The organism is Nocardioides sp. QY071 (assembly GCF_029961765.1).
In the GTDB taxonomy this organism is placed as follows: Bacteria; Actinomycetota; Actinomycetes; order Propionibacteriales; family Nocardioidaceae; genus Nocardioides.
In genome coordinates this window covers 997,699-1,022,462 of sequence record NZ_CP124681.1, presented here as the reverse complement: position 1 = coordinate 1,022,462, position 24,764 = coordinate 997,699, and the positions used below count along the sequence as shown (strand labels likewise).

Below are 24,764 nucleotides of genomic sequence, written 5' to 3'. Positions count from 1 at the left end.
GGACGCCCTACCGCGGCTGGACGAGGATCTTGACGTTCGACTCCTTGTTCTTGATCAGCTCCTCGAAGCCGCCCACGACGAGGTCGTCGAGACCGATGCGGCCGGTGATGAACTGGTGCGGATCGACCAAGCCTCGGGCGATCAGGTCGATCGTCGGGCGGTGGTCGTCGGCGTACGCGAGGCTGCCGAGCACGTTGACCTCGCGGAACACCAGGTCGTTCATGGCCACCGAGGCCTCGTGTCCCCAGATCGCCACGTTGACGCAGGTGCCGCCGACCCGGGTGGACTCGATCGCCGTCCTCAGCACGGCGTCGACGCCTGCGCACTCGAAGGTGATGTCCGCGCCCCTCCCCTTCGTCAGCTCCATGATCTCCGCCGTCACGTCGGTCGAGCGTGGGTCGAGGACGTGTCCCGCGCCCGCGACCGTCGCCTTCTCCTTGCGCACGTCGGCCGGCTCGACCACGATCACGTCCTCGACCCCGACCGCGCGCAGAGCAGCCGTGGTCACCAGGCCGATCGGGCCCGCACCGAAGACGACGGCCGTGTGGTCGGGCCGCGTTCCGGCGAGGCGTACGGCGTGGTAGGCCACGGCGAGCGGCTCCACGAGGGCACCCACGTCGGTGCCGAGGTCCCCGAGGGGGTGGATCCAGCGGCGCTCCGCCACGACGTACTGCGAGAACCCACCACCCATCCCTGACAGTCCGACGAAGCCCAGGCTCTGGCACACGTTGTAGCGTCCCTGCGTGCAGGCGTCACACCTGCCGCAGACGATGTAGGGCTCGACGACGACCCGGTCGCCCACACGTAGGTCCGTGACGCCCTCTCCGAGCTCGGCCACGACGCCGGCGAACTCGTGCCCCAGCGTGATCGGGACCGTCTCACCGGTCAACGGGTGCGGTGCGTCGGCGGGCGGCGCGAAGATCGGGCCCTCGAGGTACTCGTGGAGGTCGGTGCCGCAGATCCCGCACCACTCGACCTCGACCTTGACGGTGCCGGGGCGGACCACAGGCTCGGGGACCTCGTCGATCCGGATGTCCCCCCGGCCGTGGAAGCGTGCTGCCTTCATGATTCTCTCCTCTTCTCGATGGTGTGCGGTTCAGCCGGCCGAGGTGACGGTGGCTCCGGGCATGACGACGTCAGCGCCAGCGTCAGCGTCAAGCTGAGCGCCCGGGTCGGGCGCGGCTGCCGGCGCCCGGAGCGGATAGGACCCGAAGCCGACGACGTAGAGCAGGGTCACGAGGGCGAACCAGTCGAGGAAGCCCAGGGCGTTGCCGTGCAGCGCTCCGACGACGACCGGCTCGTGGAGGACGTGCGCGGCCAGCACGTAGTAGTAGCCGACGAAGGTCACGACGGCGAGCCCGAAGGTGATCGCGGCGCGGCACACCAGGTTGGTCGCCGTGCCGAAGCCCGTGGGCCGGTTCCCGAAGGCGTTGCCCCAGAGGATCATCCAGGCGACCCAGCACACGCCGATCTGCGAGGGGAACTGGTTGAGGGTGACGCCGAGCTGGTCGCTCACTGCCGAGCCGACGACCGCCTGCACGACGGCCCGAAGGCCGAAGTAGAGCCCGGTACCGAGCAGCACGTTGCCCACCAGCGAGACCAGCGCCACCGCGCCCCTCCCGCCGGCGAGGCGCCACGGCCAGTTCTCCCAGCACAGGCCGGTCAGCACGATGGCCACGACCACGCTGTAGTACCAGCCCAGCAGGGTGTTCAGCTCCAGGACCGGGCCGTGGTCGCCGACCTGCTCGGCCACGGCGGGGATGCCCAGGACGACGTACAGCAGGATCGTGGGACCGAGCAGGAACGCGATCTCGCACAGGCCGACGAACGGCTGGCGCAGTCCCCGGTCCGTCCACGGCCAGTGGTTCCAGTTCACCACCGCCATCACGTAGGTCGAGAAGCCGAACAGGACGAACAGCGCCCCGGTGAAGTAGCCGACTCCGCCCTCTCGGCCGGCGGCGAAGCTCGGGTCCAGCGCTCCTAGTCCGTGTCCGAGCAGCCAGGTCACCGCCACCGCGAAGGCCACCGTCGCGGCGGTGTACGCGGCGCCGCGCGCGGGTTGTGGGAGACGCGCGAACCCGGCGAGCTCGAGGTTGAATCCGGTCCACACGACGAACATCAAGGCCCAGAAGAGAGCCGCGTTGAACGGCAACGGGTAGACGTCGAGCGGACTCGTCGTGGGGTCGGCCAGGAGGTACCAGCCGAGGAGGGCGACGGCGAGGACCACCGCCAGGTTCGCGAGCCCGAAGGCCCACCACGCCATCGGGCGCTTGTCGTTGTGCTGCATGTCGGACCACCTTCTGGGAATGTGACCGACAGCACACTCGCGAGCTCCGGCGAGCCGGAACCGTTGCACCCGGTTGCAGCCAGAAGACTGCCCGAACGGGCAGGTCAGGGCCGGCCGCGCACCTCGAACTCCTGCGCGACCTCCGCCCGCGCCACGGGCCCCCTCAGTGCAAGCGCCCACAGCAGCAGCCGCGCCTTGACCGGCGAGAGCCAGCCGGCGCCGACCGCACCACGGGCGAGCAGGTCGATCTCGGAACCCGGGTAGCCGTACATCGCCCGCCCGGTGGGGCCCGAGCCCGTGCGCGAGGCGAAGACGACCGGGACCTGGCGGGCCAGGCGGCCCACCGCCTCGGCCGTCCGGGCCGACACGTGCCCGGCACCGAAGCCGGCGACGACGACGCCGTCGACGTCCTCGGCCCGGATCGCGTCGAGGACGTACCCGTCGTCGCCGAGGTAGGTCGCCACGAGCGGCACCCGCGGGTCGCCCGCCTCCTGCCCCGGCGAGAGCCGCAGCGCGGGCAACCGGCCCGGCGGGACGCCGTACACGACCTCGCCCTCGACGCAGCGCCCGATCGGACCGAACCCCGCCGAGCGGAAGGCGCTGGTCGACATCGAGTCGGTCTTGGCGACCCAGCGGGCCTGGTGCAGCTCGTCGTCGAACGCGACGAGGACGCCTCGCTCGCGCGAGCCCGACGCGAGGGCGCCGCGGACCGCGCTGAGCATGTTGGCAGGACCGTCGGCACCGGCGGCCTGGGGCGAGCGCATCGCGCCGGTGACCACGAGCGGCTCGGGGCGGTCCCAGAACAGGTCGAGGAGGTAAGCCGACTCCTCCAGTGTGTCGGTGCCCTGGGTGATGACCACGCCCCGGGCACCGGCGTCGACCGCGGCCTGCGCCCACGCCAGGGTGCGCAGGACGGTCGGCTCGTCGAGCGACGGGCTCGGCAGCGAGGCGAGCGTCTCGGCCCGCACCGTCGCGGTCTCCTCGAGCCCGGGCACGGCCGCCGCCAGCGCTGTCGCGGACAACGTCGGCACCACCTCGGTGCCGTCGTCGGACGTGGACGCGATCGTGCCGCCGAGCGCGCCGATCGCCACGGTGGGAAGGGTCATGGACCCAGCATTCCGCACCGCTGTCGGCCGTCGGTGGCAGGCTCGTCGCATGGCACGCGACACCACCCCCGGCCGGCTGGGCGGCAGCGCCGAGCGCCCGGCCCGCTTCTTCGCCGACGCCGCCGAGTTCGGCGCGTGGCTGGCCGCTCACCACGACACCGAGACCGAGCTGTGGATGGGCCTCTACAAGAAGCACGTCCCCGACCGCGGCCTGACCTGGGCGGAGGCGGTGCCGGAGGCGCTGTGCTGGGGCTGGATCGACTCGGTCGCCCAGCGCATCGACGAGGACGCGACCCGCCAGCGCTGGACCCCGCGGAAGAAGACCAGCAACTGGAGCAAGGTCAACATCGACCTCGTCGAGCGACTGCGCGCCGAGGGCCGGATGCAGCCGCCGGGGCTGGCGATCTGGGAGGCGCGGAGGCGCGACGTCGCCCCCTACACCCACGAGGCCGGCCCGGGGCTCGCGCTGCCGCCGGCGTACGCCGCCCAGCTCGCCGCGGACCCGGCCGCCACCGCCTTCTGGGACGCCGCCACCAACACCTACCGCCGGATCTGCATGAACTGGGTGACCACCGCCAAGCAGGAGGCGACCCGCGACCGGCGGATGGCCCAGCTCGTGGAGGACTCGGCGGCGGGACGGATGATCCCGAGCCAGCGCTACGGCGAGATCCCGAAGTGGGTGGAGCTGGCTGCCGCCGCGGCGGCAGCCGCGCGCTGAGGTCGCCTGGACGCGCCGATGCCCCCGCGGACGTGAGGTCCTGCGGGGTGCGGGGCGGGGTCGTTACTCGTCGGGCGGGCTGGGGTCGCTGGTGTCGCTGGTGTCGTGGAGGGGGTGGGTGCCGCGGTGGTCGACGCGGAACCGGAACCCGTTGGGGCTGGTCCACACATAGGTCGCCGGCATCGGGGTCTCGTAACACCACGTCGAGTGGGTCTTGGCGCGGTGATGGCGCCGACACAGCGGGACCTCGTTGCAGGGGCAGGTCGGACCACCCTGGCCGTAGGGCTTGGCGTGGTCGAGGTCGCACCTGGACGCAGGTCGGGTGCAGTGCGGGAACCGGCAGGTGTGGTCCCGCAGCATGACGCGGGCCTTGTGGCGGTCGGGGATCTCGTACGCCGTCACAGGCACGTGGTCGGCCAGGTCGATCACCGGCCGCACGATGATCGTGGTGCCCTTCGACCGCAGCCACTCCCGGATCTGCGCGGCGGTGATCGGACAACGTCCCTCGTCCCACCGGCCGACAGGGTTGTGCCCGGTCAGGGTGGTGTCAGTGACGTGCACGTTGAGCACGACCTTGCGGCCCGGGACGGTCGCGACGACCTCGCCGGTGTCCGGGTCGGGGAGCAACAGGTCCAGGGCCAGGTCGTCGCGGGCGAGCTCGGCAGCGGCCTTGGACCGGCGCACGTCGAGCGTCGAGTCGTCACCGAGCCGACCCAGGACCTCGGCCCGACGGGCGACCGCTTGGTCGAGGTCGTGACCATCCGCGGCGTCCAGCAGCCCGTCGAGGTGGACCAGCCCGTGCTCGTCGACCTCGCTCAGGTCGAAATGCCGATGGTCGGCGGCGGCCTTCTGACGCTCGGCCTCGGCACGGTCGGGGTCGAACCGAAGCACCGCCTCCGCCACGAGCCTCTCCAGTTGCGCCCAGCCGACCCCGGAGGCGTTGAACAGCTGCCGGTCCACGAACCCAGCCGCCTCAGCACACAAGCCGTGGGTGAGGTCGGCGATCCGCTCCGCCCGCCACGGCGCCAACCGACCGGAGGTGACGGCGGCGTAGACGGTGGGGAGCCGCCACGCGCACTCGATCACCCGCCCGACATACGCCTTGCCGCCGTCAGGGGACCTGCCGAGGACCGCGACCAGCTCCATCAACGCGAACTCGCTGACCAGGGGTGCACCCGCACCTGCGATCGGGACACCGGTGTCGAGGTAGCCCTCGGTGATCGTCGCGGCCCTCTCAGGACCGGTCACGACGTGGTCGCTCGCCCATTCCACGATCGCGGTCCATTCCTCGACCAGGAGGTTGTTGCGGGCCCGGATGCCGGCGCTCAGCCGCGACAGCACAGGTGCTGTCGAGCGGGGCTGGGTTCCGAGATCCATGACTGGATTCTCCCACCCACCTCCGACACAATCACGCGTCGGAAACCCGCCTGTGGACTAGGGAAACTCGATCCGTGGGGTGTGGAGAACCGACGTCTCCAGCTGCAACCGAAATGGCGTCGCGGACCGCAGCCCGACCGCCGAACCCGGGCCACCTCGACGCCTTCCTCGTCGCTGCCCATTCGGAACGAGACCGGCTACGGAGCCGAAGCCCGCGGACAGTTCCGGCAGCACGGCCAGGGGTCTCGTGACAGTCGCTGCGCGACCTCCTCGACCACCGGGGGATGCGGACCGTAGCCCGACCGCCAGACCCAGCCACCTCGCTCGCCAGCGCCTCTCCGAACGCAACCACGACGCAGCCGAAGCCCGAGCACAGTCCCGGCAGCATGGCCAGGGGTCTCGTGACGGTCGCTGCGCGACCTCCTCGACCACCGGGGACGCTGCGCGACCTCCTCGACCACCGGGGACGCTGCGCGACCTCCTCGACCACCGGGGGATGCGGACCGTAGCCCGACCGCCGGACCCAGCCACCTCGACGCCTTCCTCGTCGCTGCCCTTTCGGAACGAGACCGGATACGGAGCCGAAGCCCGCGCAGAGTTCTGGCAGCACGGCGAGGGGTCTCGAGACGGTCGCTGCGCGACCTCCTCGACCACCGGGGCATGCGGACCGTAGCCCGGCCGTCGGACCCAGCCACCTCCCGCCTTCGTCGCCAGCGCCTTTGAGAACGCAACGACCTACGGTGCCGAAGCCCGCGCAGAGTTCCGGCAGCACGGCGAGGGGTCTCGAGACGGTCGCTGCGCGACCTCCTCGACCACCGGGGACGCTGCGCGACCTCCTCGACCACCGGGGACGCTGCGCGACCTCCTCGCCCTCACCCGGCCGACGGCTCGACGTACACCGACGCGCCGAGCTCCAGGAACTCCGCGGACTTCTCCTTCATCCCCAGGGCCGCGTCCTCGGCCGACAGGTCCGACCCGAACCGCTCCCGCACGTCCTGGCTGATCCGCATCGAGCAGAACTTCGGCCCGCACATCGAGCAGAAGTGCGCGGTCTTGGCATTCTCGGCGGGCAGCGTCTCGTCGTGGAAGGACTCGGCGGTGACCGGGTCGAGGGACAGCGCGAACTGGTCGTGCCAGCGGAACTCGAAGCGTGCCTTCGACAGCGCGTCGTCCCAGTCGCGGGCGCCGGGGTGGCCCTTGGCGACATCGGCGGAGTGGGCCGCGAGCTTGTAGGTGAGCACACCGGTCTTCACGTCGTCCCGGTTCGGGAGGCCGAGGTGCTCCTTGGGCGTGACGTAGCAGAGCATCGCGGTGCCGTGCATCGCGATCGTGGCCGCACCGATGGCCGAGGTGATGTGGTCGTAGCCGGGCGCGATGTCGGTCGCCAGCGGCCCCAGCGTGTAGAACGGCGCGCCGTGGCACCACTCCTGCTGCAGCCGGACGTTCTCCTCGACCAGGTTGAGCGGCACGTGGCCGGGGCCCTCGACCATCACCTGCACGTCGTGCTCCCAGGCGCGCGAGGTGAGCTCGGCGAGGGTGCGCAGCTCGGAGAGCTGGGCCTCGTCGTTGGCGTCGGCGGTGGCGCCCGGGCGCAGGCCGTCGCCGAGCGAGAACGAGACGTCGTACTGGCGGAAGATCTCGCACAGCTCGTCGAAGTGCGTGTAGAGGAAGTTCTCCTCGTGGTGTGCCAGGCACCAGCCGGCCATGATCGACCCACCACGACTGACGATCCCCGTCACGCGCTGCGCGGTGAGCGGCACGTACCGGAGCAGCACGCCGGCGTGGATGGTCATGTAGTCGACGCCCTGCTCGCACTGCTCGATGACGGTGTCGCGGAAGACCTCCCACGAGAGCTTGTCGGCCTCGCCGTTGACCTTCTCCAGCGCCTGGTAGATCGGGACGGTGCCGATCGGCACCGGCGAGTTGCGGATGATCCACTCGCGGGTGGTGTGGATGTCCTCACCGGTGCTGAGGTCCATCACCGTGTCGGCGCCCCAGGTGATCGCGTGGGTGAGCTTGTCGACCTCCTCGGCGATCGAGGAGGTGACGGCGGAGTTGCCGATGTTGGCGTTGACCTTCACCAGGAACCGGCGGCCGATGATCATCGGCTCGGACTCGGGGTGGTTCACGTTGGCCGGGATGATCGCCCGGCCGGCGGCGACCTCGCTGCGCACCAGCTCGACGTCGCAGCCCTCGCGCACGGCGACGTACCGCATCTCCTCGGTCACGATCCCCGCGCGGGCGTAGGCCATCTGGGTGACGTTCTGCCCCCGCAGGGGGCGGCGCCGCTCGCCGCGCCACGGGTCCTGGGCCGCACCGCGGCGTACCGCCGAACGGCCGTTGTCGAGCAGCTGCGTCTCGCGGCCGTCGTACGACGTCACGTCGCCGCGGCCCTCGATCCATGCGGACCGCAGCGGCGGCAGGCCGGCCTCGGGCTCGGATCCGGGGCCGGAGGTGCAGTAGCGGTCGAAGCTCTCACCGTTGGTCAGTGCGACCCGGGTGAAGGGAACGGCCAGGTCGCCGATCTCGATGCGGGTGTGGGCGGGGTGGACGGTCATGCGGGATCTCCTTGGATGTGGGCGACGGGCCCCCGGCCGCGGCCGAGGGTCCAGTCCTGGCCGAGGTGGAGCTGGCGGGCGACATAGGCGTCGGCGCGGGCGGCGGCGGCGGGGATGTCGGCGCCGTGGGCGAGGTGGGCGGCGAGGGCCGCGGAGTGGGTGCAGCCGGTGCCGTGGTCGTTGGTGGTCGGGAGGTCGCCGCCGCGGGTGACGACGACACCCGGGCCGTCGGTCAGGCCGAGCGCCAAAGCCTCCTCGGCGTTGGGGGTGGCGACGGTGGCGACCGGCAGCAGCGCCTCGCGGTAGGCCTGCCGCACGTCGTCGGTGGCGAGGACGGCTCCGGAGGTCGCGACCAGCACGGGGTCGACCACCAGGAGCCGGTCCGCGCACCGCTCGGCGACCAGCCGGACCACCTCCGGGGTGGCCAGCATGCCGGTCTTGACGGCCGCGACGGGCAGGTCGTCGAGCACCGCGTCGAGCTGGGCGGCCACGACGTCGTACGGGACCGGGTGGATCGCCCGCACACCGGTGGTGTCCTGGGCGGTGACCGCGGTGACGACGCACGCGCCGTGCACCCCGAGCGCGGCGAAGGTCGCGAGGTCGGCGGCGATGCCCGCTCCGCCGCTGGAGTCGGTTCCGGCGATGGTGACGACGACGGGCGGGTTCACGAGACCGCCGCCAGCAGCGCCGCGACGACCGCGGCGGGGTCGGCTGCGCGCATCACGGCGCCCATCACGGCGACACCCCACGCGCCCGCCTCGAGCGCCCCCGCGGCGTTGTCCGGCGTGATCCCGCCGAGCGCCAGCACCGGCAGGGGCGGGTCGGTGAAGGCGGACGCCGGGAGCGGCGGTCCGTGGCCGGGCTTGCTCGCCGTCGTCGCGTACGGCGACAGGGTGGCCCACCACGCCCCGTCGGCCGCGGCCGTGGCGAGGTCGGCGCGGGTGTGGCAGGAGCGGCCCCACCGGGTGGCGACGCCGGGGACGGGCGCGGCGGCGGGCAGGTGGACACCGCTGCAGCCCGGCACCGCACGGTGGGCGGCGATCACCTCGAGCCCGCAGGTCCGGGCGTGGTCGGCGATCTTGGCGCGCTCGTCGTCGGGCAGGTCGACCTCGCGCAGCAACACCGTGGCCAGCCCGCCGTCGGCGGCCGCGGCGATCACGTCGCGCAGCGAACGCCCCTCGGGGACGAGCGTGCGGTCGGTCAGCACGACGACCCGGCGGCTCATGAGATCAACCCCAGGACGGGGCTGGAGGCGCGGGCCTCGGCGCGCCGCGGCACCCGGCCGGCGCCGTAGGCCAACCGGCCGGCATCGACCGCAAGGCGCAGCGCGGAGGCCATCGCGACCGGGTCGTCGGCCCGCGTCACGGCGGTCGCGGCGAGCACCGCGTCGCAGCCCAGCTCCATGGCCAGGGCGGCGTCGCTCGCCGTACCGACGCCGGCGTCGAGGACCACCGGTACGTCGACCGCGGCCCGGACCGCGGCGATGGCGTGCGGGTTGAGGACGCCCAGCCCGGATCCGATCGGCGAGCCGAGCGGCATGACCGCCGCGCAGCCGGCGTCGACCAGCCGGCGGGCGAGCACCGGGTCGTCGGTCGTGTAGGGCAGCACCACGAACCCGCGCCGCACCAGCTGTTCGGCGGCGTCGAGCAGCTCGACCACGTCAGGCAGCAGGGACCGCTCGTCTCCGATCACCTCGAGCTTCACCCAGTCGGTGCCGAGCGCCTCGCGGGCCAGCTCGGCGGTCAGCACCGCCTCCCGGGCGGACAGGCAGCCGGCGGTGTTGGGCAGCAGCCGGACCCCGGCCGCGCGCAGCGCCGCCAGCAGGCCGCCGTCCGCGAGCGTGGAGGTACGCCGGATCGAGACCGTCACCAGCCCGGGCTCGGCGGCGGCCAGCACCGGCTCGACCAGGGCGGTCCGCGGCAGGCCGCCGGTGCCGAGGAACAGCCTCGAGGAGAGCCGCTCGCCCGCGATCAGGACCTCGCTCATCCGCCCTGCACCGCCGTCACGACCTCGACCACGTCGCCGTCGGCCAGCCGCCACGACGGCCACTCGCCGCGCGGCACCACCTCCTCGTTGACCGCGACCGCGACTCCGTGCGGCCGGGCATCGCCGAGGCGGCGCTCCAGCAGGTCGGCGACGGTCGCCGCGTCCGTGACCGCCTCTCCGTTGCAGGTGATCATCGTGCTCCTTCCATGGTGCGGCGGGGATCGAGGACCGGGTCGACCCGTCCGGTCTCGAGGTGGTCGGCCACGAGCCGAGCGGTGAGCGGGGCCAGCAGCACGCCGTGCCGGTAGTGGCCGGCGGCGAGGACGACGCCGTCGACGCCGCTCGGCCCGACGAGCGGCAGTCCGTCGACGGTGGCCGGGCGGTCACGGGCCGTGCCCTCGACCAGCTCGGCCCGGTCGAGCGCGGGCCACAGCGTCCGCGCGGCCGCCAACAGCCGCAGCGCCCCGCCGGCGGTCACCACGGGCGCAGCCGCGTGCGCCTCCGAAGTGGCGCCGAGCACCACGCGCCCGTCGCCGCGCGGCACCAGGTAGACGGTTTCGCCGCCCACCCAGCCGCGGACGGTACGACGGGGCGGGTCGTCCGAGCGCAGCCGCAGGATCTCACCACGGACCCCGGAGACCAGTCCGGTCCAGGGTTCCGGCAGCGACGAGCCGGTCGCCACGACGGTCACCTCGGCGTCCGGTCGCGCGGAGCCACGCAGCTCCACCCGGTCCAGCAGCGCCGCACAGACCGCCCTCGGATCGACGCTCGCCTCCGACGGCAGCAGCGCGCCGCCGGCCACGCGGGCCAGGGTGGGCTCGGCGGAGCGCACCCCCGCCCGGCCGAGGAGGTCGACGGAGTGGCCGTGCCGGTGCAGCAGCGCGGCCTGCCGCTCGACCTGCTGGAGGTCGCCGGCGTCGTACCCGACCAGGAGGGTGCCGCTCCTGCGCAGCTCGACGCCGAGACGGCCGGCCAGCTCCGGCCACAGCTCCAGCGAGGCCAGGCCGAGCCGGAGGATCTCCTCCTCGCCGTGCCAGACCTCGGCAGCCGGGCTGAGCATCCCCGCGGCGGCGTACGACGCCCCGTCGGCGGGCCGTGGGTCGACCACCGCCACGCAGTGTCCACGCCGCGCGAGCTCCTCGGCGACCGTCAGCCCGACGATCCCCGCGCCCAGCACGTCGATCCGCATCCCGGCCACCTCAGGCGACTGCCGCGACGAGCTCCTTCGCTGCACCCAGGGGATCAGGTTGTCGCCAGATCGAGCCGATCACGGCCACGCCGTGGGCGCCGGCCGCCCGCACCTCACCGGCGGTCGCGGCGGTGATGCCGCCGATCGCGACGAGCGGCAGCACTCCGGCCGCCTCGGCGACGGCAGCGACGCCCAGCGGCGCGGGCAGTCCGGCCTTGGAGCCCGAGGCGAAGACCGGACCGAACCCGGCGTAGTCCGCACCCGCATCGGCAGCCGCGACGACCTCAGCCCGGGACCGACAGGTCGCGCCGATGACTAGACCGGGAGCCAGGCGTCGCGCGTCGGCGACCGCGAGGTCGTCCGCGCCGAGGTGCACGCCGTCGGCGCCCGCGGCGAGCGCCACGTCGAGCCGGTCGTTGACGACGACCAGCGCTCCCGCCGGACGCACCGCGGCGAGCACCGAGCGGGCCAGCACGACCAGCGCGCCGGTGGCCAGGGACTTGGCCCGGACCTGGAAGCCGTCGACCCCGGCCTCGGCCAGGGCGGGTAGCAGGGAGAGGTCGTCCCGTTCGGAGACCAGGCAGAAAAGGTGTGCGCTCATCAGGTCCGTTCCTTCGCCGGCATGATCCGGATCAGGTGTGACGGTCGGAGCGGCTCCAGCTCCCTCTCAGCCCGCTGCCGCGGACTCCCGTGGGTTGTCGGCGGCGACGTTAGCACCCTCGTGCGCGGCGAGGTAGCGCCGTACCGCCAATGCGGCCGCGCGCCCCGCCCGGTTCCCGCCGATGGTGCTCGCGGACGGGCCGTAGCCGACCAGCTGCACCCGCGGGTCACGTACGGCGGTCGTGGCGGTCTGCACGTCGGCACCGCTCTGCAGCAGCGCGATCCCTCCGCGCTCGCTGCGCAGGTGGAGCGGTGCGAGGTGCCCGACCGCGGGCCGGAAGCCGGTCGCCCACAAGATGACGTCGGCGCGCTCGAAGGACCCGTCGGCCCAGCGCACGCCGTCCGGCTCGATCCGCGCGAACATCTCGCGGCGCCGCTCGTAGACACCGAGCCGGGCCGCCTCCTGCTCCTGGGGCCGCAGTGCGAGGCCGGTGACGCTGACGACGCTCGCGGGCGGCAGGCCCTCGCGGACCCGCTCCTGGACCAGCCCGATGGCGTGCCGGCCGACGTTCTCGTCGAAGTCGTCGCGCCACACCGGGGCCCGCCGGGTCACCCACACCACGTCGGTGCGCGGCGCGAGCTCGCCGAGTAACTGGACCGCCGAGGCGCCGCCACCGACCACGACCACCCGCTTCCCGCGGAAGTGGTCCGGTCCGGGGTAGTCCGAGGTGTGCAGCTGCTCCCCGAGGAAGGTCTCGGCGCCCGGGTAGTACGGCACGAACGGCTGCGTCCAGGTGCCGGTGGCGTTGACCAGGGTTCGCCCGGTCCAGCTGCGCTCGCCGGCGTGCACCACCAGGAGCCCGTCGTCGTCGGTGACCCGGTCCACCCGCACCGGTCGTACGACGGGCAGCCGGTTGTGGTCCTCGTAGCGACCGAACCACGCCGGCACCACGACATTGGCCCGTTCGCGGGAGTCACCGGGAGCCGGGGCGTCCGGCAGGTCGGCCACGCCGTGCACGTCGTGCATCGACAGCGAGTCCCACCGGTGCTGCCAGGCGCCGCCCGGCCGGTCGTTGGCGTCGAGCACGACGTGGTCGATGCCGAGCCGGGTCAGGTGGAAGGACGCCGAGAGGCCGGCCTGGCCGGCCCCGATCACCACTGCGCCATACACGTGCACGGGAGCAAAACAGCCATTTCGCCCCGGATATGCCCTCCGCCGTGACATTGTGAATGATTCTTCGTTAAAACCTCGCAGAAATCCCCACCTCGGCTCGCTCGGCGTGCCCGGGTAGTGGTTTGCTTGGGGGGCTCGACACATACATAGCAGTCATCACACGGATGGGAATGGGGTCCCGTGAACGTGCGCAAGTTCGTCACCTTTGTCGCCTTCACCTTGGCGGGTGCAGGTCTGGTCGCCGTTCCGGCACCCGCGGCGCAGGCCGCCGACCCGGTCTACTGGTCCTACGCAGCCAGCACCGGCGCGACGTACGTCAAGGTCCTGGACGGTGTCGTCCAGTCCGACCTGACCGCCCAGTCGGGTGTCACCGGCGGCGCGAAGTCCAGCACCTCGAAGAACAGCACGGCCGCGGCCAGCGTGCTCAACCTCGCCCAGCTCGGCGCGGTGGAGACCCAGACCGACGCCGTCGTCTCGCAGGTCCTCGGGCAGCCGCAGACCACGCTGAAGTCGTGGGCGCGGGTCGCCAACGTCAGCCTGCTCGGTGGCCTGATCACCGCCGACGCGCTCGAGACCACGATCAGCACGACCGGTCGCGCGGACGGCAACGGCTCCCACACCGCCAACAGCCGCCTGGCGAACATCAAGATCGCCGGCGTCAAGCTGCCGCTCAACATCCCCAAGAACTACGCCGTCACCATCCCCGGCGTCGCCAGCGTCACCCTCAACTACTCGATGCACGGCAAGGTCGAGCAGGAGGACGGCGACCTGATCGGCACCATGGGCTGGGCGGTCGGCGTGACCCTGCTGCAGCCGTTCGGCGGCTACTCCGCCGGCGTGACCCTGCTGGTCAACCCGGTCAACCAGTACCTCTCCGAGGTGCAGCCGTCCTCCGGCGCCGGCCTGTTCGGCACCGCCTACGGCAGCCGGGTCCAGGCCAACGTCTCCGACGCGGTCACGGTCGTCAGCGACCCGACCGCCCGGGTGATCACGCCCTTCGGCTCCAGCAACGGCCAGACCAAGTCCAACTCCACGCTGGCCGTGCGGGTGCCCGGCATCCTGACCACCGGCGCCATCACGTCGACCACGACCTCGACCAAGGACGCCTTCGGCAACGCCGAGATCACCAACACCAACCGCACCGCCGGCATCAACCTGCTCGGCGGCCTGGTCAAGGCGACCGCGGTCAAGGTGACCGCCCACGGCAAGCTGGCCGACGGCAACTGGACCTCGGACATGAAGATGGAGCTGGTCAACCTCGTCATCGCGGGTCAGACGATCCCGATCGACGTCTCGCCCAACACCATCCTCAACATCGCCGGTCTCGGCCAGGTCGCGCTCAACCTGCAGCAGACCGACACCAGCGTGGGCTACCAGAACATGATCACCGCGGTGAAGGTCACCCTCGACACCGCCCAGGCCGGCCTGCCGGTCGGCGCCGTGATCGAGCTGGGCGTGGCCTACACCGGCATCGTCCCGCCCGCTGCCTGAGCAGCACACAACACCGCCCGAGGGGCCGGGTCGCCAGCAGGCGGCCCGGCCCCTCGGCCGTTCCCGGAGCGGGATATCCTCGGTAGCCGTGGCTGAAGCTGAGTTCCGTTACTCCGACCTCCTCCCGACCGGCAAGGACGACACCCCCTACCGGCTGATCACGACGGAGGGCGTCGAGGCCGTCGAGGGCCCCGACGGACGCACCTTCCTCAAGGTCTCCCCCGAGGCGATCCAGCAGCTGACCGCCGAGGCGATGCACGACATCAGCCACTACCTGCGGCCCGCGCACCTCAAGCAGCTGCGCAAGATCATCGACGACCCCGAGGCGTCCGGGAACGACCGCTTCGTCGCGCTCGACCTGCTCAAGAACGTCAACATCTCCGCCGGCGGCGTGCTGCCGATGTGCCAGGACACGGGCACCGCGATCGTGATGGGCAAGAAGTCCGAGGGCGTGCTCACCGGCGCCGACGACGCCGAGTGGATCAGCAAGGGCGTCTACGACGCCTATACGAAGCTGAACCTGCGCTACAGCCAGCTGGCCCCGCTGACGACGTACGACGAGAAGAACACCGGCTCCAACCTGCCGGCCCAGATCGAGCTGTACTCGACCCCCGGCACGAACGCGAAGCCGGAGTACAAGTTCCTCTTCATGGCCAAGGGTGGCGGCTCGGCCAACAAGTCCTTCCTGTTCCAGGAGACCAAGGCGATCCTCAACCCGAAGCGGATGCTGGAGTTCCTCGACGAGAAGATCCGCTCGCTCGGCACGGCCGCGTGCCCGCCGTACCACCTCGCCGTGGTCATCGGCGGCACCAGCGCGGAGTTCGCGCTCAAGACCGCGAAGTACGCCAGCGCCCACTATCTCGACAACCTCCCCACCGAGGGCTCGATGGACGCCCACGGCTTCCGAGACCTCGAGCTGGAGGAGGAGGTCTTCAAGCTGACCCAGTCCTTCGGCATCGGCGCGCAGTTCGGCGGCAAGTACTTCTGCCACGACGTCCGCGTGGTCCGGCTCCCCCGCCACGGCGCGTCGTGCCCCGTCGCGATCGCGGTCTCCTGCTCCGCCGACCGCCAGGCACTCGGCAAGATCACCTCCGAGGGCGTTTTCCTCGAGCAGCTCGAGACCGACCCGGCGCAGTACATGCCCGACGCAGGCGTCGCCGAGGACATCTCCGGCGGCGAGGTGGTCAAGGTCGACCTCAACCAGCCGATGAGCGAGATCCTCGCCCAGCTGTCGTCGTACCCCGTCAAGACCCGGCTCTCGCTGACCGGCCCGCTCGTGGTCGCCCGCGACATCGCGCACGCCAAGATCCAGGAGCGCCTCGACGCCGGCGAGGAGATGCCCGACTACCTCAAGAACCACCCGGTCTACTACGCCGGCCCGGCCAAGACCCCGGAGGGCATGGCCTCCGGCTCGTTCGGCCCCACCACCGCGGGCCGGATGGACTCCTATGTGAAGTCCTTCCAGGCCGCCGGCGGCTCGATGGTCATGCTCGCCAAGGGCAACCGCTCCAAGCAGGTCACCGAGGCGTGCGACGAGTACGGCGGCTTCTACCTCGGCTCGATCGGCGGCCCGGCCGCGCGCCTGGCCCAGGACTGCATCAAGAGCCAGGAGGTCATCGAGTACCCCGAGCTCGGCATGGAGGCGGTCTGGAAGATCGAGGTCGAGGACTTCCCCGCCTTCATCGTGGTCGACGACAAGGGCAACGACTTCTTCACCGACCCGGGCGGCGCGGTCACCGTGCCGATCTCGGGCATCCGGGTCCGCTCCGCGGAGTGACCCCGGGTGGTCGCGGCCGGGCCGGGTACGGCCCGGACATGGCTGTGACCACCTTCCAGGACCTCCCGCTCGCCGACCGCGACCGGTCGTGGGACGGCGACGCCGCCGACAAGCGGGTACGCCGCTGGGCGGGCGCCGAGGACGAGCCGAACGAGAAGTACCGCGACGCCCACGTCTGGTACGACGCCGAGGAGAAGGACAACTTCACGGCGTACAAGCTGCTCATCGCCGACGTGGTCGACGACCGGCTGGTCGCCGTGCCCCGCGGCGTGATGGCGGCGGGCAACGTGATGCAGGGCGCCCGCGGCGGCGTCGACCTGCCGGACAAGGACGTCGACCGGGTCAAGAGCCACCTGGCGAAGTACTACCGCAAGATGGACGACACGGCGCCCTGGGAGGACTGAGGCTCCGGAGGGCTGAGGGAACCCTCCGTCGGTGTCGGCCGTTGGACCAGGCATGCGCTGCCCCATCGACGAGACCACGCTGGTGATGAGCGAGCGGAACGGCATCGAGATCGACTACTGTCCGCAGTGCCGGGGCGTGTGGCTCGACCGTGGCGAGCTCGACAAGATCATCGACCGCTCGGTCGGCATGCCGCAGCCGGCAGCCGCGCCGCCGGCTCCCCGCGCGCCTCAGTACGACTCCTATCGCGAGCCGCAGCGCTACGACGACAAGCTTTACAAGAAGCGCAAGCGCGAGTCCTGGCTCAGCGAGCTCTTCGACTGAGCCGGACCACCAGCGCATTCACCAGCTCGGCCGCGGGTTGCGGCCGGTCCACGGTCGCGGCGAACCGCTGCCCGTCGCGCAGCGTGAGCACGATCCCCTCACCGCGGCGGGCCACCGCCGCCCGGCCCTTGGTGCTGCGCCGGTAGCCCCAGCCGCCCCAGCGCAGGGGCTCGATGTCGCCGGTCTCGGCGGAGGCGATGTCAGCCAGGTGGATCCGCACCCGCGGCCAGTGCGCGGGGCCCCAAGACACGGCGACGCCGGCGTCGTCGACGCGCACCGTGACCACGTGGACCCACGCGACGGCGATCGCGGCGAGTCCAGCGGCCAGCGCAGCCGGCCACACGGCGAACCAGAGCGGGACGGTCCCGAGGCCGAGGACGACGCCCAGCAGCAGTAGGCCGCGGGAGCTGGCCTCGCCGACCCAGGCCACCCGCTCGCCGTCGGCGAGCGCGAGGGTGGCGCTCGCGGCGGGCGCCGAGCCAGTGGTCCGGACCGGACCGGGCAGCAGGCGGTGAACCGCCAGCGCAGCCCCGAACGGCAGCAGGGTCGCGAGCAGGATGGTCACGAGCGGCAGCCGGACCTCCTCGGCGCGAACGGCATCGGCAGCGGCGAACAGCGTCGCCGCGTAGAGCGCGGCCGGCAGCCAGGCGAGCCAGGTGGCACCGGCGGCGCCGAGTGGGGCGAGGGGCGAGCGTCGTCCCGACTCGGCGACGAGACCGAGCGCCACCAGCGTCGCCGCCCCGACCACGACGACCACCAGGACGGTGAAGCCTGCGAGGGTGAGGGTCCCGTCGACCTCCCCGGCCAGGTCCCAGTGGGTCGGCACCGGGTCGGGGACCTGGTCGTGCAGGCCGAGGCCCACGCCGACGACCCACAGGGGCGCCTGGAGGACGACGAGAGAAGCGAGCAACGCGCGGGCTCTGGTCATGGGAAGGCCTTCCGGATCTCGTTGACTAGCTCGTCGGGGGTCACGCCGATGCGGGCCGCGCGGGCGATCAGGTCGCGGACCTCGCGCCGCAGCGCGACCCGTTCCCGGTCGGGCTCGGCGAGGTCGCTGCGCACGTGCGCCCCGCGCCCGCGGCGCAGGTCGACGATCCCCTCGTCGCGCAGCGCGCCGTAGGCACGCAGCACGGTGTGCATGTTGACGTCGAGCGCCGCGGCCAGCTCGCGGGCCGGCGGCAGCTTGTCGCCGCCGCGGAGACTGCCGTCGATGACCGCTGCACGCACCTGTGCCGCGATCTGCTCAGCCAGCCCCAACGGACTCGCCGGATCCACTCGAACCAACATGTTTGTATGGTACTAGAACAAACAGATCAGTGCCGTCGGTAGGCTCGAGGAGTGAACGACTTCCGTACCGAGCACGACTCCATGGGCGAGGTCCTCGTCCCGGCCGCCGCCCTGTGGCGTGCCCAGACCCAGCGGGCGGTCGAGAACTTCCCCATCAGCGGTACGCCGATCGAGCCGGCCCTCATCCACGCCCTGGGCCACGTGAAGGCGGCCGCGGCCCGTGCGAACCTCGAGCTGGGCGTCCTCGACCCCGAGGTGGCGACCACGATCGCGGCAGCGGCGGAGGCCGTGGCCGCGGGCGGCCACGACGACCAGTTCCCGATCGACGTCTTCCAGACCGGGTCGGGCACCAGCTCCAACATGAACGCCAACGAGGTGATCGCCTCGCTGTGCGCGCGTGACGGCGTGACCGCGCACCCCAACGACCACGTCAACGCCAGCCAGTCCAGCAACGACACCTTCCCGACGGCGATCCACGTCGCCGCGGCGCTGGCGGTCGCCGACGAGCTGGTCCCCGCGCTCGAGCGGCTCACCTCCTCGCTGGCGACCAGGTCGGCGGAGTTCCACGGGCTGGTGAAGTCCGGCCGCACGCACCTGATGGACGCCACCCCGGTCACCCTCGGCCAGGAGTTCGGCGGCTACGCCGCCACGGTCCGGTACGGCGTCGAGCGGCTCGCCGCCGTACTCCCCCGGGTGCGCGAGCTGCCCCTGGGCGGCACAGCGGTCGGCACCGGCATCAACACCCCGCCGGGGTTCGCGACCGCGGCGATCGCGGCGCTCAGCGCGGCGACCGGCCAGGAGTTCACCGAGGCGCGCAACCACTTCGAGGCGCAGGGCACCCGCGACTCGCTGGTCGAGCTGAGCGGCGTGCTGAAGACGATCGCGGTCGGCCTGACCAAGATCTGCAACGACCTGCGCTGGATGGGCTCCGGGCCGACGACCGGCCTCGCCGAGATCCACCTGCCCGACCTGCAGCCGGGCTCGTCGATCATGCCCGGCAAGGTCAACCCGGTGCTGCCCGAGGCGACGCTGATGGTCTGCATGCAGGTGATCGGCAACGACGCCGCCGTCACGGCCGCTGGTGCGAGCGGCAGCTTCGAGCTGAACGTCGCGATGCCGGTGCTGGCCCGCAACGTGCTCGAGTCGATCCGCCTGCTCGCCAACTCCTCGGTCACCCTGGCCGAGCGCTGCATCGACGGCATCACGGCCGACGCCGACCGGATGCTGCGCTACGCGGCGTCCTCCCCCTCGGTCGTCACGCCCCTCAACAAGCACATCGGCTACGAGGCCGCCGCCAAGATCGCCAAGCAGGCGCTCGCCACCGGCAGCACGATCCGCGAGACCGTGCTGGCGCTGGGGTACGTCGACCGCGGCGAGCTGACCCTCGAGGAGTTGGACGCCGCACTCGACCTGGCGTCCATGACCCACCCCTGAGGGGGCAGGCTCAGGAGCGCTTGCGCCCCGTCACGGCCGCGGCGACGATCACGGCCACCGCGGCGACCACGATCTGCCACAGGTGCCGCATCCAGTCGATCCCGTTGGTCGCGTTGTCCCAGGTGGCCTCGTGCCCGTCGAACGGTCCGTTGTTGTGCCCGGCGATGCCCCAGTAGAGGAAGCTGCCGACGAGCATGCCGACGATGCCGCACAGCACGGTCAGCCAGAACGGGAACTTGGTGCGGTCACCCGGCGCCACGGCCTTGCCGATGACTCCGATGATCGCGCCACCGACGATCGTCACGATGATGGTCCACAGCATGGCGGGCTCCTCACGTCACACGGGACACCCGAGTCCCGTCCATGACGGCATCATGCACCCGCCGGGCGGCCCGGCTGCGGACCATGGGCCCGGCGGTCGACGGCGTGGCGTGGCACGAGCGACGCGCTCGCGCCGTCGAGGCTAATACCAGCCGTGGCTCTCGGAGTGGCCCCAGGCGCCACAGGGGCTGCCGTAGCGGTCCTTGATGTAGCCGAGGCCCCACCGGATCTGGGTCGCGGGGTTGGTGGCCCAGTCGGAGCCGGCGGAGGACATCTTGGAGCCGGGGAGCGCCTGCGGGATGCCGTACGCGCTCGAGCTCGGGTTGTCGGCGTTGACCCGCCAGTTGGACTCGCGGGTCCACAGCGAGTCGAGGCAGCCGAACTGGCTGGAGGAGAAGCCGAACTCGCCGAGCAGGGCGCGGGCGATGTCGCGCGGGTCGGAGTCGGAGAGCTCGCGGCTGTCGGTCATCGCGGCGGTCCGGGAGCCGGCGAGGTCGATCGACTTGGCCGGGACGGCCTCGGGGCGGCGGTCGTCGCGGGAGATGACCGGCTCGCGGCGCTCGGCGCTCTCCGTCGGCTGCGCGCTGGCGCCGACGTTGGTGAACGCGTCGATCTCGGCGGCACCCGCGGCGGGGGGCGTGGTCGCCTCACCGGCCACTCCCGCGGCGACGGAGACGCCGGTGACGGCGACCGCGACCGAGGACAGGACGACGACGTTGCGGGCGGCCTTGCGGGGCGCCTGCGCGATGTGGGCGTGCTTCGGCGTACCGCGGTGCTTGGGCGCTCGCCTCTTCGGCTCGTACGGCGCGTGGTTCGACAAGTGCTCGTATTCAGGCTCGACTGCATGGGGGGCGGCCACCGCCCGATCGGGCCCGACTTCGCTGTCGTCACCGCCAGCGGCCAGCGACCACCATGCCTGACGAGGAGGGCTCAGGCAAACCGAACGGCCGTTTTCCCGACCCTTCTCCCGGACCTCTGGCCCCAGAGATCACATTGGCCACAACTGTTGCTTGCGCTCACTGGCTGAGCGTGCCGTTCCTGATGTCAGCGGTGGGCCCACGGCCGATCCCGACGGAGATCGCCTTGCGCTTCGCGACGAACCGGACTGCGAAGAAGATCCCGGTGTCGCCCTTGGTCTTGTAGAAGGGCTCGGGGATCCGCAAGGTGATCAGGCCGCGCGCGTTGGCCTTGAGCTTCTTCGACACCAGTGGCTGAGGGAAGCGGCGCTCGCTGGTGAGCATCAATGCGACCCGTCCGGTCGGCTGCGCGCCGTTGCTGAGTCGCACTCTGACCTTGATCGAACGACCGACGAACCTGGCCCGCACCCTCGACGTCACCTTGGCGACCTTCACCTGCGGACCGACATAGGTTGCCGCGGCATAGCCCGGCTTCGCGGCGGCGGTGACCCGGAAACCGATCTTCCGGCCGCGGTCGGCGGCGACGACCTTGTACGACGCCCGGGTCGCCCCGGCGATCGGCTTCGCGCCCCGATACCACTGGAAGGACGTATTGATCGGCCACAACGAGCCGGACACGACCGAGCTGTCATTGGCGAACACTGCGCCGGAGTGCAGCTTCGTGCCGACACCTGGCCGCTCGCCAGACAGCGGGGCTCGCCACTCGCCCCAGGTCAGGTCGTTGTCCAGGAGGTAGTAGCGAGCGGCCCAGGTGATGGGAACCGTCGTCCTCGAACCTACCGCGAGATCGAGGGTGACCTGCTGTCGACCACCCGGGTCGACGGCGGAGGCCTCGACCGTGATGGTGTGCTGCCCAGCGTCGAGCAGCACTCCCGTCGGCGGATACGCCCTCCGGGTGCTCACCCTGCCCGAGACGCCCCACGGCGCCGTGACCCGCAGAGTGTTGACAGCGTTGCCGAGCGTGTCCCGACTGTCGAAGACGACCTGGGCGCCCTGAAGGACGCGAAGGTCGCCCAGCGGGGTGGGCGAGGAGGAGATCACGATCGGCGCAACGCCGGACGGCGCCGATGCTGCGACGGCGCGGTCGGTGTTGGGATCGCTGCCGGTGACCTCTCCCCTGATACCGCCGTCGGCTCCGGATCCGTCGTACCAGGTCGGGATCGCCGTCGTCCCGTCCCATCCGGAGCCGACCAGCAGCATGTAGGGGCCCGTCGCTGCATCGTCGAAGTTGGCGGGCTGGAAGGTGAAGGTGCCGTCGGCCGCAGACCTGCTCCATGCCACAGCAACGTTCGCGCCCTGCCGGAACAGGTTGACCTCGACGTCGGCCATCGGCACGCCGTCCTTGTCGACGACGCGGCCCGTGAGGACCCCGTACGCCGCCGCGGTCGCCGGCGCCGGGCTCCACGGCGCGAGGAGACCGAGGAGCAGGGCGAGCAGCAGTGGCAGACGGAGTGGCTTCACAGCCGGGGAGCGTCCCCTCCTCCGGGTTCGTTACACCACGACGTTCTCGAGCATCTCGGTCACCAGCGCCGCGATCGGCGAGCGCTCGGACCGGGTGAGGGTGACGTGGGCGAAGAGCGGGTGTCCCTTGAGCTTCTCGACGACCGCGACCACCCCGTCGTGGCGGCCCACCCGCAGGTTGTCGCGCTGGGCGACGTCGTGGGTGAGCACGACCTTCGAGTTGGCGCCGATGCGCGAGAGCACGGTGAGCAGGACGTTGCGCTCGAGCGACTGTGCCTCGTCGACGATCACGAACGAGTCGTGCAGCGACCGGCCGCGGATGTGGGTCAGCGGCAGCACCTCGAGCATGCCGCGGTCCAGGATCTCGTCGACCACGTCGCGGGAGGTCAGCGCGCCGAGCGTGTCGAACACGGCTTGTGCCCAGGGCGACATCTTCTCCGACTCCGAGCCCGGCAGGTAGCCGAGCTCCTGGCCGCCCACGGCGAACAGCGGCCGGAAGACGACCACCTTCTTGTGCTGCTGGCGCTCCATCACCGCCTCGAGTCCCGCGCACAGGGCGAGCGCCGACTTGCCTGTGCCCGCGCGTCCGCCGAGCGACACGATGCCGACGTCGGGGTCGAGGAGCAGGTCGAGGGCCACCCGCTGCTCGGCGCTGCGGCCGTGGATGCCGAAGGCCTCGCGGTCGCCGCGGACCAGGTGCACCTGCTTGTCCGGCCCCACCCGGCCCAGCGCGGTGCCGCGCTCGGAGAGCAGCACCAGGCCGGTGTGGCAGGGCAGCTCACGGGCGTCGGCGAGGTCGAGGGTGGCGTCGTCGTACAGCTCGTCGAGGTCCGCGCCGCTCACCTCCATCTCGGTCATGCCGGAGTAGCCGGTGTCGGAGTCGCTGATCGTCTCGCCGCGGTACTCCTCGGCCGCGAGGCCCACGGCCGAGGCCTTGATCCGCATCGGGAGGTCCTTGGAGACCAGGGTGACGTCGTGTCCCTCGTCGGCGAGGTTGCGGGCGACCGCGAGGATGCGCGTGTCGTTGTCGCCGAGGCGGAAGCCCGACGGCAGCGAGGACGCATCGGTGTGGTTGAGCTCCACCCGGACGCTGCCGCCCTCGTCCCCCACCGGAACGGGCGTGTCGAGCCGGCCGTGGCTGACCCGCATCTCGTCCAGCATCCGCAGCGCGCTGCGGGCGAAGTAGCCCAGCTCGGGGTGGTGCCGCTTGCCCTCGAGCTCGGTGATGACGACCACCGGGAGGACCACCTCGTGCTCGGCGAACCGGCGCAGGGCGCCGGGGTCGGCCAGCAGCACGCTGGTGTCGAGGACGTACGTACGGCGCTGCGCGATGCTCTGTGCCCCATCGTGACTGGTTTCCACGACTCACCTCACCGGACCGCACGCGCCGCTAGGGCCGCCCCGGCCCTATTCCTTGTGGACGGACCGGGCTGCGCAGTCGTGATGGTTCACGTCGGGCCTCCCGATGTGGCCGGCTTCCCCACCTGCCACTGCCTCGGAAAGTACGCCGGGCAGGGAGCCGATTCGCGCGCCACGCCGCTACCGCTGCGTTAATGTCAGGTGACGCGCCGGTACGTCAGGTCGGTGATCACGCGGTCCTTCGCGATGCCCTTGCGCTCGAACTTCGTCACCGGCCGCTCGGCCCAGCGCTCGACCACGCCGCCCTCGAGCGCCGGCTCGGCGTCGAGCACCTCGACCATCTGCTCGGCGTAGTCGGCCCAGTCGGTCGCCAGGCGCCACAGGCCGCCCGGCGCGAGCCGGGAGGCGATCATCGCGGCGTACTCCGGGTTGACCAGGCGCCGCTTGTGGTGGCGGGTCTTGTGCCACGGGTCGGGGAAGAAGGTCCACAGCTCGCTGATCGAGCCGGGAGCGACCAGGTGCTCGAGGGTCCAGACCGCGTCGACGCTGCTGAACCGGACGTTGGTGACACCCGCCTCGCCCACCCGGCCGAGGCCCTCGGCGACACCGGGGCGCCAGACCTCGAGGGCGAGGACGTTGGCCTCGGGCCGGGTCGCGGCCAGCTCCGCGGTGGCCTCGCCGACGCCGCCGCCGATCTCGACGACCAGCGGGGCCTCGCGGCCGAACCACCGCGCCCAGGAGAAGTCCGGGTCGTCGACCGCCTCGTCGGGGATCACCCACTGCTCGGCGTACGTGTCCCAGGCAGCCTGCTGCTTCGGCGTGAACCGGCTGCCGCGGCGGGTGTAGGTGAGCACCTCGCGCATCCGCCGACCGTCCTCGGTCTGCTTGTGATGGGGCCGCGCCGGCCGTACTCCCCCGTTGTCTTGCTCAGCCACCGGCCCATTCTCCCGGCTGGGCGTCCCTGCCCCGAAATGCAGGAGACCCCCTGCTGCCGAA

Annotated in this window: 25 protein-coding genes and 1 riboswitch; of the genes, 6 read left to right on the top strand and 19 right to left on the bottom strand. The window is 71.9% G+C overall.

All coding sequences use genetic code 11. The features are described 5' to 3' along the window. Positions 1-7 precede the first annotated feature (7 nt). The 3 genes from QI633_RS04870 to QI633_RS04860 all read right to left on the bottom strand — a co-directional run bounded on the left by QI633_RS04870 (position 8) and on the right by QI633_RS04860 (position 3,393). A complete protein-coding gene (locus QI633_RS04870) occupies positions 8-1,066 on the bottom strand; it encodes a 2,3-butanediol dehydrogenase (RefSeq protein ID WP_282428298.1) in 1,059 nt (352 codons plus the stop codon). 30 nt (positions 1,067-1,096) lie between these two features. Next, complete coding sequence (locus QI633_RS04865; RefSeq protein ID WP_282428297.1) at positions 1,097-2,287, bottom strand: hypothetical protein; 1,191 nt, start codon at positions 2,285-2,287, stop codon at positions 1,097-1,099. A gap of 104 nt (positions 2,288-2,391) precedes the next feature. Beyond that, positions 2,392-3,393 (bottom strand): asparaginase, encoded by a 1,002-nt coding sequence (locus tag QI633_RS04860; RefSeq protein WP_282428296.1) that lies wholly within the window; start codon positions 3,391-3,393, stop codon positions 2,392-2,394. A gap of 49 nt (positions 3,394-3,442) precedes the next feature. Between QI633_RS04860 and QI633_RS04855 the strand changes: the two genes are divergently transcribed. Next, complete coding sequence (locus tag QI633_RS04855) at positions 3,443-4,111, top strand: YdeI/OmpD-associated family protein (RefSeq protein ID WP_282428295.1); 669 nt, start codon at positions 3,443-3,445, stop codon at positions 4,109-4,111. Between the two features lie 63 nt (positions 4,112-4,174). Here QI633_RS04855 and QI633_RS04850 read toward each other — a convergent pair whose 3' ends face one another. The 9 genes from QI633_RS04850 to QI633_RS04810 all read right to left on the bottom strand — a co-directional run bounded on the left by QI633_RS04850 (position 4,175) and on the right by QI633_RS04810 (position 12,998). Further along, entirely contained in the window at positions 4,175-5,488 is a 1,314-nt protein-coding gene (locus QI633_RS04850; RefSeq protein ID WP_282428294.1) for an HNH endonuclease signature motif containing protein, read from the bottom strand. An 872-nt stretch (positions 5,489-6,360) separates the two neighbouring features. After that, the gene (thiC, locus tag QI633_RS04845; RefSeq protein ID WP_282428293.1) at positions 6,361-8,046 is read right to left on the bottom strand and encodes a phosphomethylpyrimidine synthase ThiC; all 1,686 of its coding nucleotides are present in this window, start codon (positions 8,044-8,046) and stop codon (positions 6,361-6,363) included. Continuing rightward, on the bottom strand, positions 8,043-8,714 hold the full coding sequence (locus QI633_RS04840; protein WP_141800175.1) for a hydroxymethylpyrimidine/phosphomethylpyrimidine kinase: 672 nt from the start codon (positions 8,712-8,714) through the stop codon (positions 8,043-8,045). The genes thiC and QI633_RS04840 overlap by 4 nt, the downstream gene beginning before the upstream one ends. Then, positions 8,711-9,271: a thiamine phosphate synthase gene (locus QI633_RS04835; protein ID WP_141800176.1), complete on the bottom strand. Its 561-nt coding sequence runs from the start codon at positions 9,269-9,271 to the stop codon at positions 8,711-8,713. Before QI633_RS04835 ends, QI633_RS04840 begins: the two co-directional genes overlap by 4 nt. Beyond that, positions 9,268-10,032 carry a thiazole synthase gene (locus QI633_RS04830; RefSeq protein WP_141800177.1) on the bottom strand — a complete coding sequence of 255 codons (765 nt, stop codon included), beginning with the start codon at positions 10,030-10,032 and terminating at the stop codon, positions 9,268-9,270. The genes QI633_RS04835 and QI633_RS04830 overlap by 4 nt, the downstream gene beginning before the upstream one ends. Next, entirely contained in the window at positions 10,029-10,226 is a 198-nt protein-coding gene (thiS, locus tag QI633_RS04825) for a sulfur carrier protein ThiS (protein ID WP_282428292.1), read from the bottom strand. Before thiS ends, QI633_RS04830 begins: the two co-directional genes overlap by 4 nt. After that, the gene (locus QI633_RS04820; protein WP_282428291.1) at positions 10,223-11,221 is read right to left on the bottom strand and encodes an FAD-dependent oxidoreductase; all 999 of its coding nucleotides are present in this window, start codon (positions 11,219-11,221) and stop codon (positions 10,223-10,225) included. Before QI633_RS04820 ends, thiS begins: the two co-directional genes overlap by 4 nt. A 10-nt stretch (positions 11,222-11,231) precedes the next feature. After that, positions 11,232-11,822: a thiamine phosphate synthase gene (gene thiE, locus QI633_RS04815; protein WP_282428290.1), complete on the bottom strand. Its 591-nt coding sequence runs from the start codon at positions 11,820-11,822 to the stop codon at positions 11,232-11,234. After that, positions 11,813-11,923, bottom strand: a riboswitch (TPP riboswitch). It overlaps the preceding gene by 10 nt. Then, on the bottom strand, positions 11,889-12,998 hold the full coding sequence (locus tag QI633_RS04810; RefSeq protein WP_282428289.1) for an NAD(P)-binding domain-containing protein: 1,110 nt from the start codon (positions 12,996-12,998) through the stop codon (positions 11,889-11,891). Its footprint overlaps the riboswitch before it by 35 nt. A gap of 177 nt (positions 12,999-13,175) precedes the next feature. Between QI633_RS04810 and QI633_RS04805 the strand changes: the two genes are divergently transcribed. From QI633_RS04805 to QI633_RS04790, 4 genes are all read left to right on the top strand, one after another. After that, positions 13,176-14,486: a choice-of-anchor P family protein gene (locus tag QI633_RS04805; RefSeq protein WP_141800181.1), complete on the top strand. Its 1,311-nt coding sequence runs from the start codon at positions 13,176-13,178 to the stop codon at positions 14,484-14,486. An 88-nt stretch (positions 14,487-14,574) separates the two neighbouring features. After that, positions 14,575-16,263, top strand: a complete 1,689-nt coding sequence (locus QI633_RS04800; RefSeq protein WP_282428288.1) for a fumarate hydratase — start codon at positions 14,575-14,577, stop codon at positions 16,261-16,263. A 38-nt stretch (positions 16,264-16,301) separates the two neighbouring features. Beyond that, positions 16,302-16,667 carry a hypothetical protein gene (locus QI633_RS04795; protein ID WP_141800183.1) on the top strand — a complete coding sequence of 122 codons (366 nt, stop codon included), beginning with the start codon at positions 16,302-16,304 and terminating at the stop codon, positions 16,665-16,667. Positions 16,668-16,719: 52 nt separating this feature from the next. Then, entirely contained in the window at positions 16,720-16,989 is a 270-nt protein-coding gene (locus QI633_RS04790; RefSeq protein ID WP_282428287.1) for a zf-TFIIB domain-containing protein, read from the top strand. Here the strand turns inward: QI633_RS04790 and QI633_RS04785 are convergent. Together QI633_RS04785 and QI633_RS04780 are read right to left on the bottom strand one after the other, a co-directional pair. Then, entirely contained in the window at positions 16,970-17,917 is a 948-nt protein-coding gene (locus QI633_RS04785; RefSeq protein ID WP_282428286.1) for a DUF1648 domain-containing protein, read from the bottom strand. The genes QI633_RS04790 and QI633_RS04785 overlap by 20 nt on opposite strands. Next, positions 17,914-18,276, bottom strand: coding sequence for a GntR family transcriptional regulator (locus tag QI633_RS04780; protein ID WP_141800186.1), 363 nt, complete (start codon positions 18,274-18,276; stop codon positions 17,914-17,916). The genes QI633_RS04785 and QI633_RS04780 overlap by 4 nt, the downstream gene beginning before the upstream one ends. 51 nt (positions 18,277-18,327) lie before the next feature. Here QI633_RS04780 and QI633_RS04775 point away from each other — a divergent pair, with 51 nt between their 5' ends. Then, positions 18,328-19,710 (top strand): class II fumarate hydratase, encoded by a 1,383-nt coding sequence (locus QI633_RS04775; RefSeq protein ID WP_282428285.1) that lies wholly within the window; start codon positions 18,328-18,330, stop codon positions 19,708-19,710. Between the two features lie 10 nt (positions 19,711-19,720). Here the strand turns inward: QI633_RS04775 and QI633_RS04770 are convergent, their stop codons facing one another. The 5 genes from QI633_RS04770 to trmB all read right to left on the bottom strand — a co-directional run bounded on the left by QI633_RS04770 (position 19,721) and on the right by trmB (position 24,703). Then, positions 19,721-20,032, bottom strand: coding sequence for a hypothetical protein (locus tag QI633_RS04770; RefSeq protein WP_141800188.1), 312 nt, complete (start codon positions 20,030-20,032; stop codon positions 19,721-19,723). A 141-nt stretch (positions 20,033-20,173) separates the two neighbouring features. Continuing rightward, complete coding sequence (locus tag QI633_RS04765) at positions 20,174-20,890, bottom strand: lytic transglycosylase domain-containing protein (protein WP_282428284.1); 717 nt, start codon at positions 20,888-20,890, stop codon at positions 20,174-20,176. A gap of 157 nt (positions 20,891-21,047) precedes the next feature. Next, the gene (locus QI633_RS04760) at positions 21,048-22,409 is read right to left on the bottom strand and encodes a hypothetical protein (protein ID WP_282428283.1); all 1,362 of its coding nucleotides are present in this window, start codon (positions 22,407-22,409) and stop codon (positions 21,048-21,050) included. Positions 22,410-22,439: 30 nt separating this feature from the next. Next, entirely contained in the window at positions 22,440-23,771 is a 1,332-nt protein-coding gene (locus tag QI633_RS04755) for a PhoH family protein (RefSeq protein ID WP_141800191.1), read from the bottom strand. Positions 23,772-23,965: 194 nt separating this feature from the next. Beyond that, positions 23,966-24,703: a tRNA (guanosine(46)-N7)-methyltransferase TrmB gene (trmB, locus tag QI633_RS04750; protein WP_260806508.1), complete on the bottom strand. Its 738-nt coding sequence runs from the start codon at positions 24,701-24,703 to the stop codon at positions 23,966-23,968. Between the last annotated feature and the right edge of the window lie 61 nt (positions 24,704-24,764).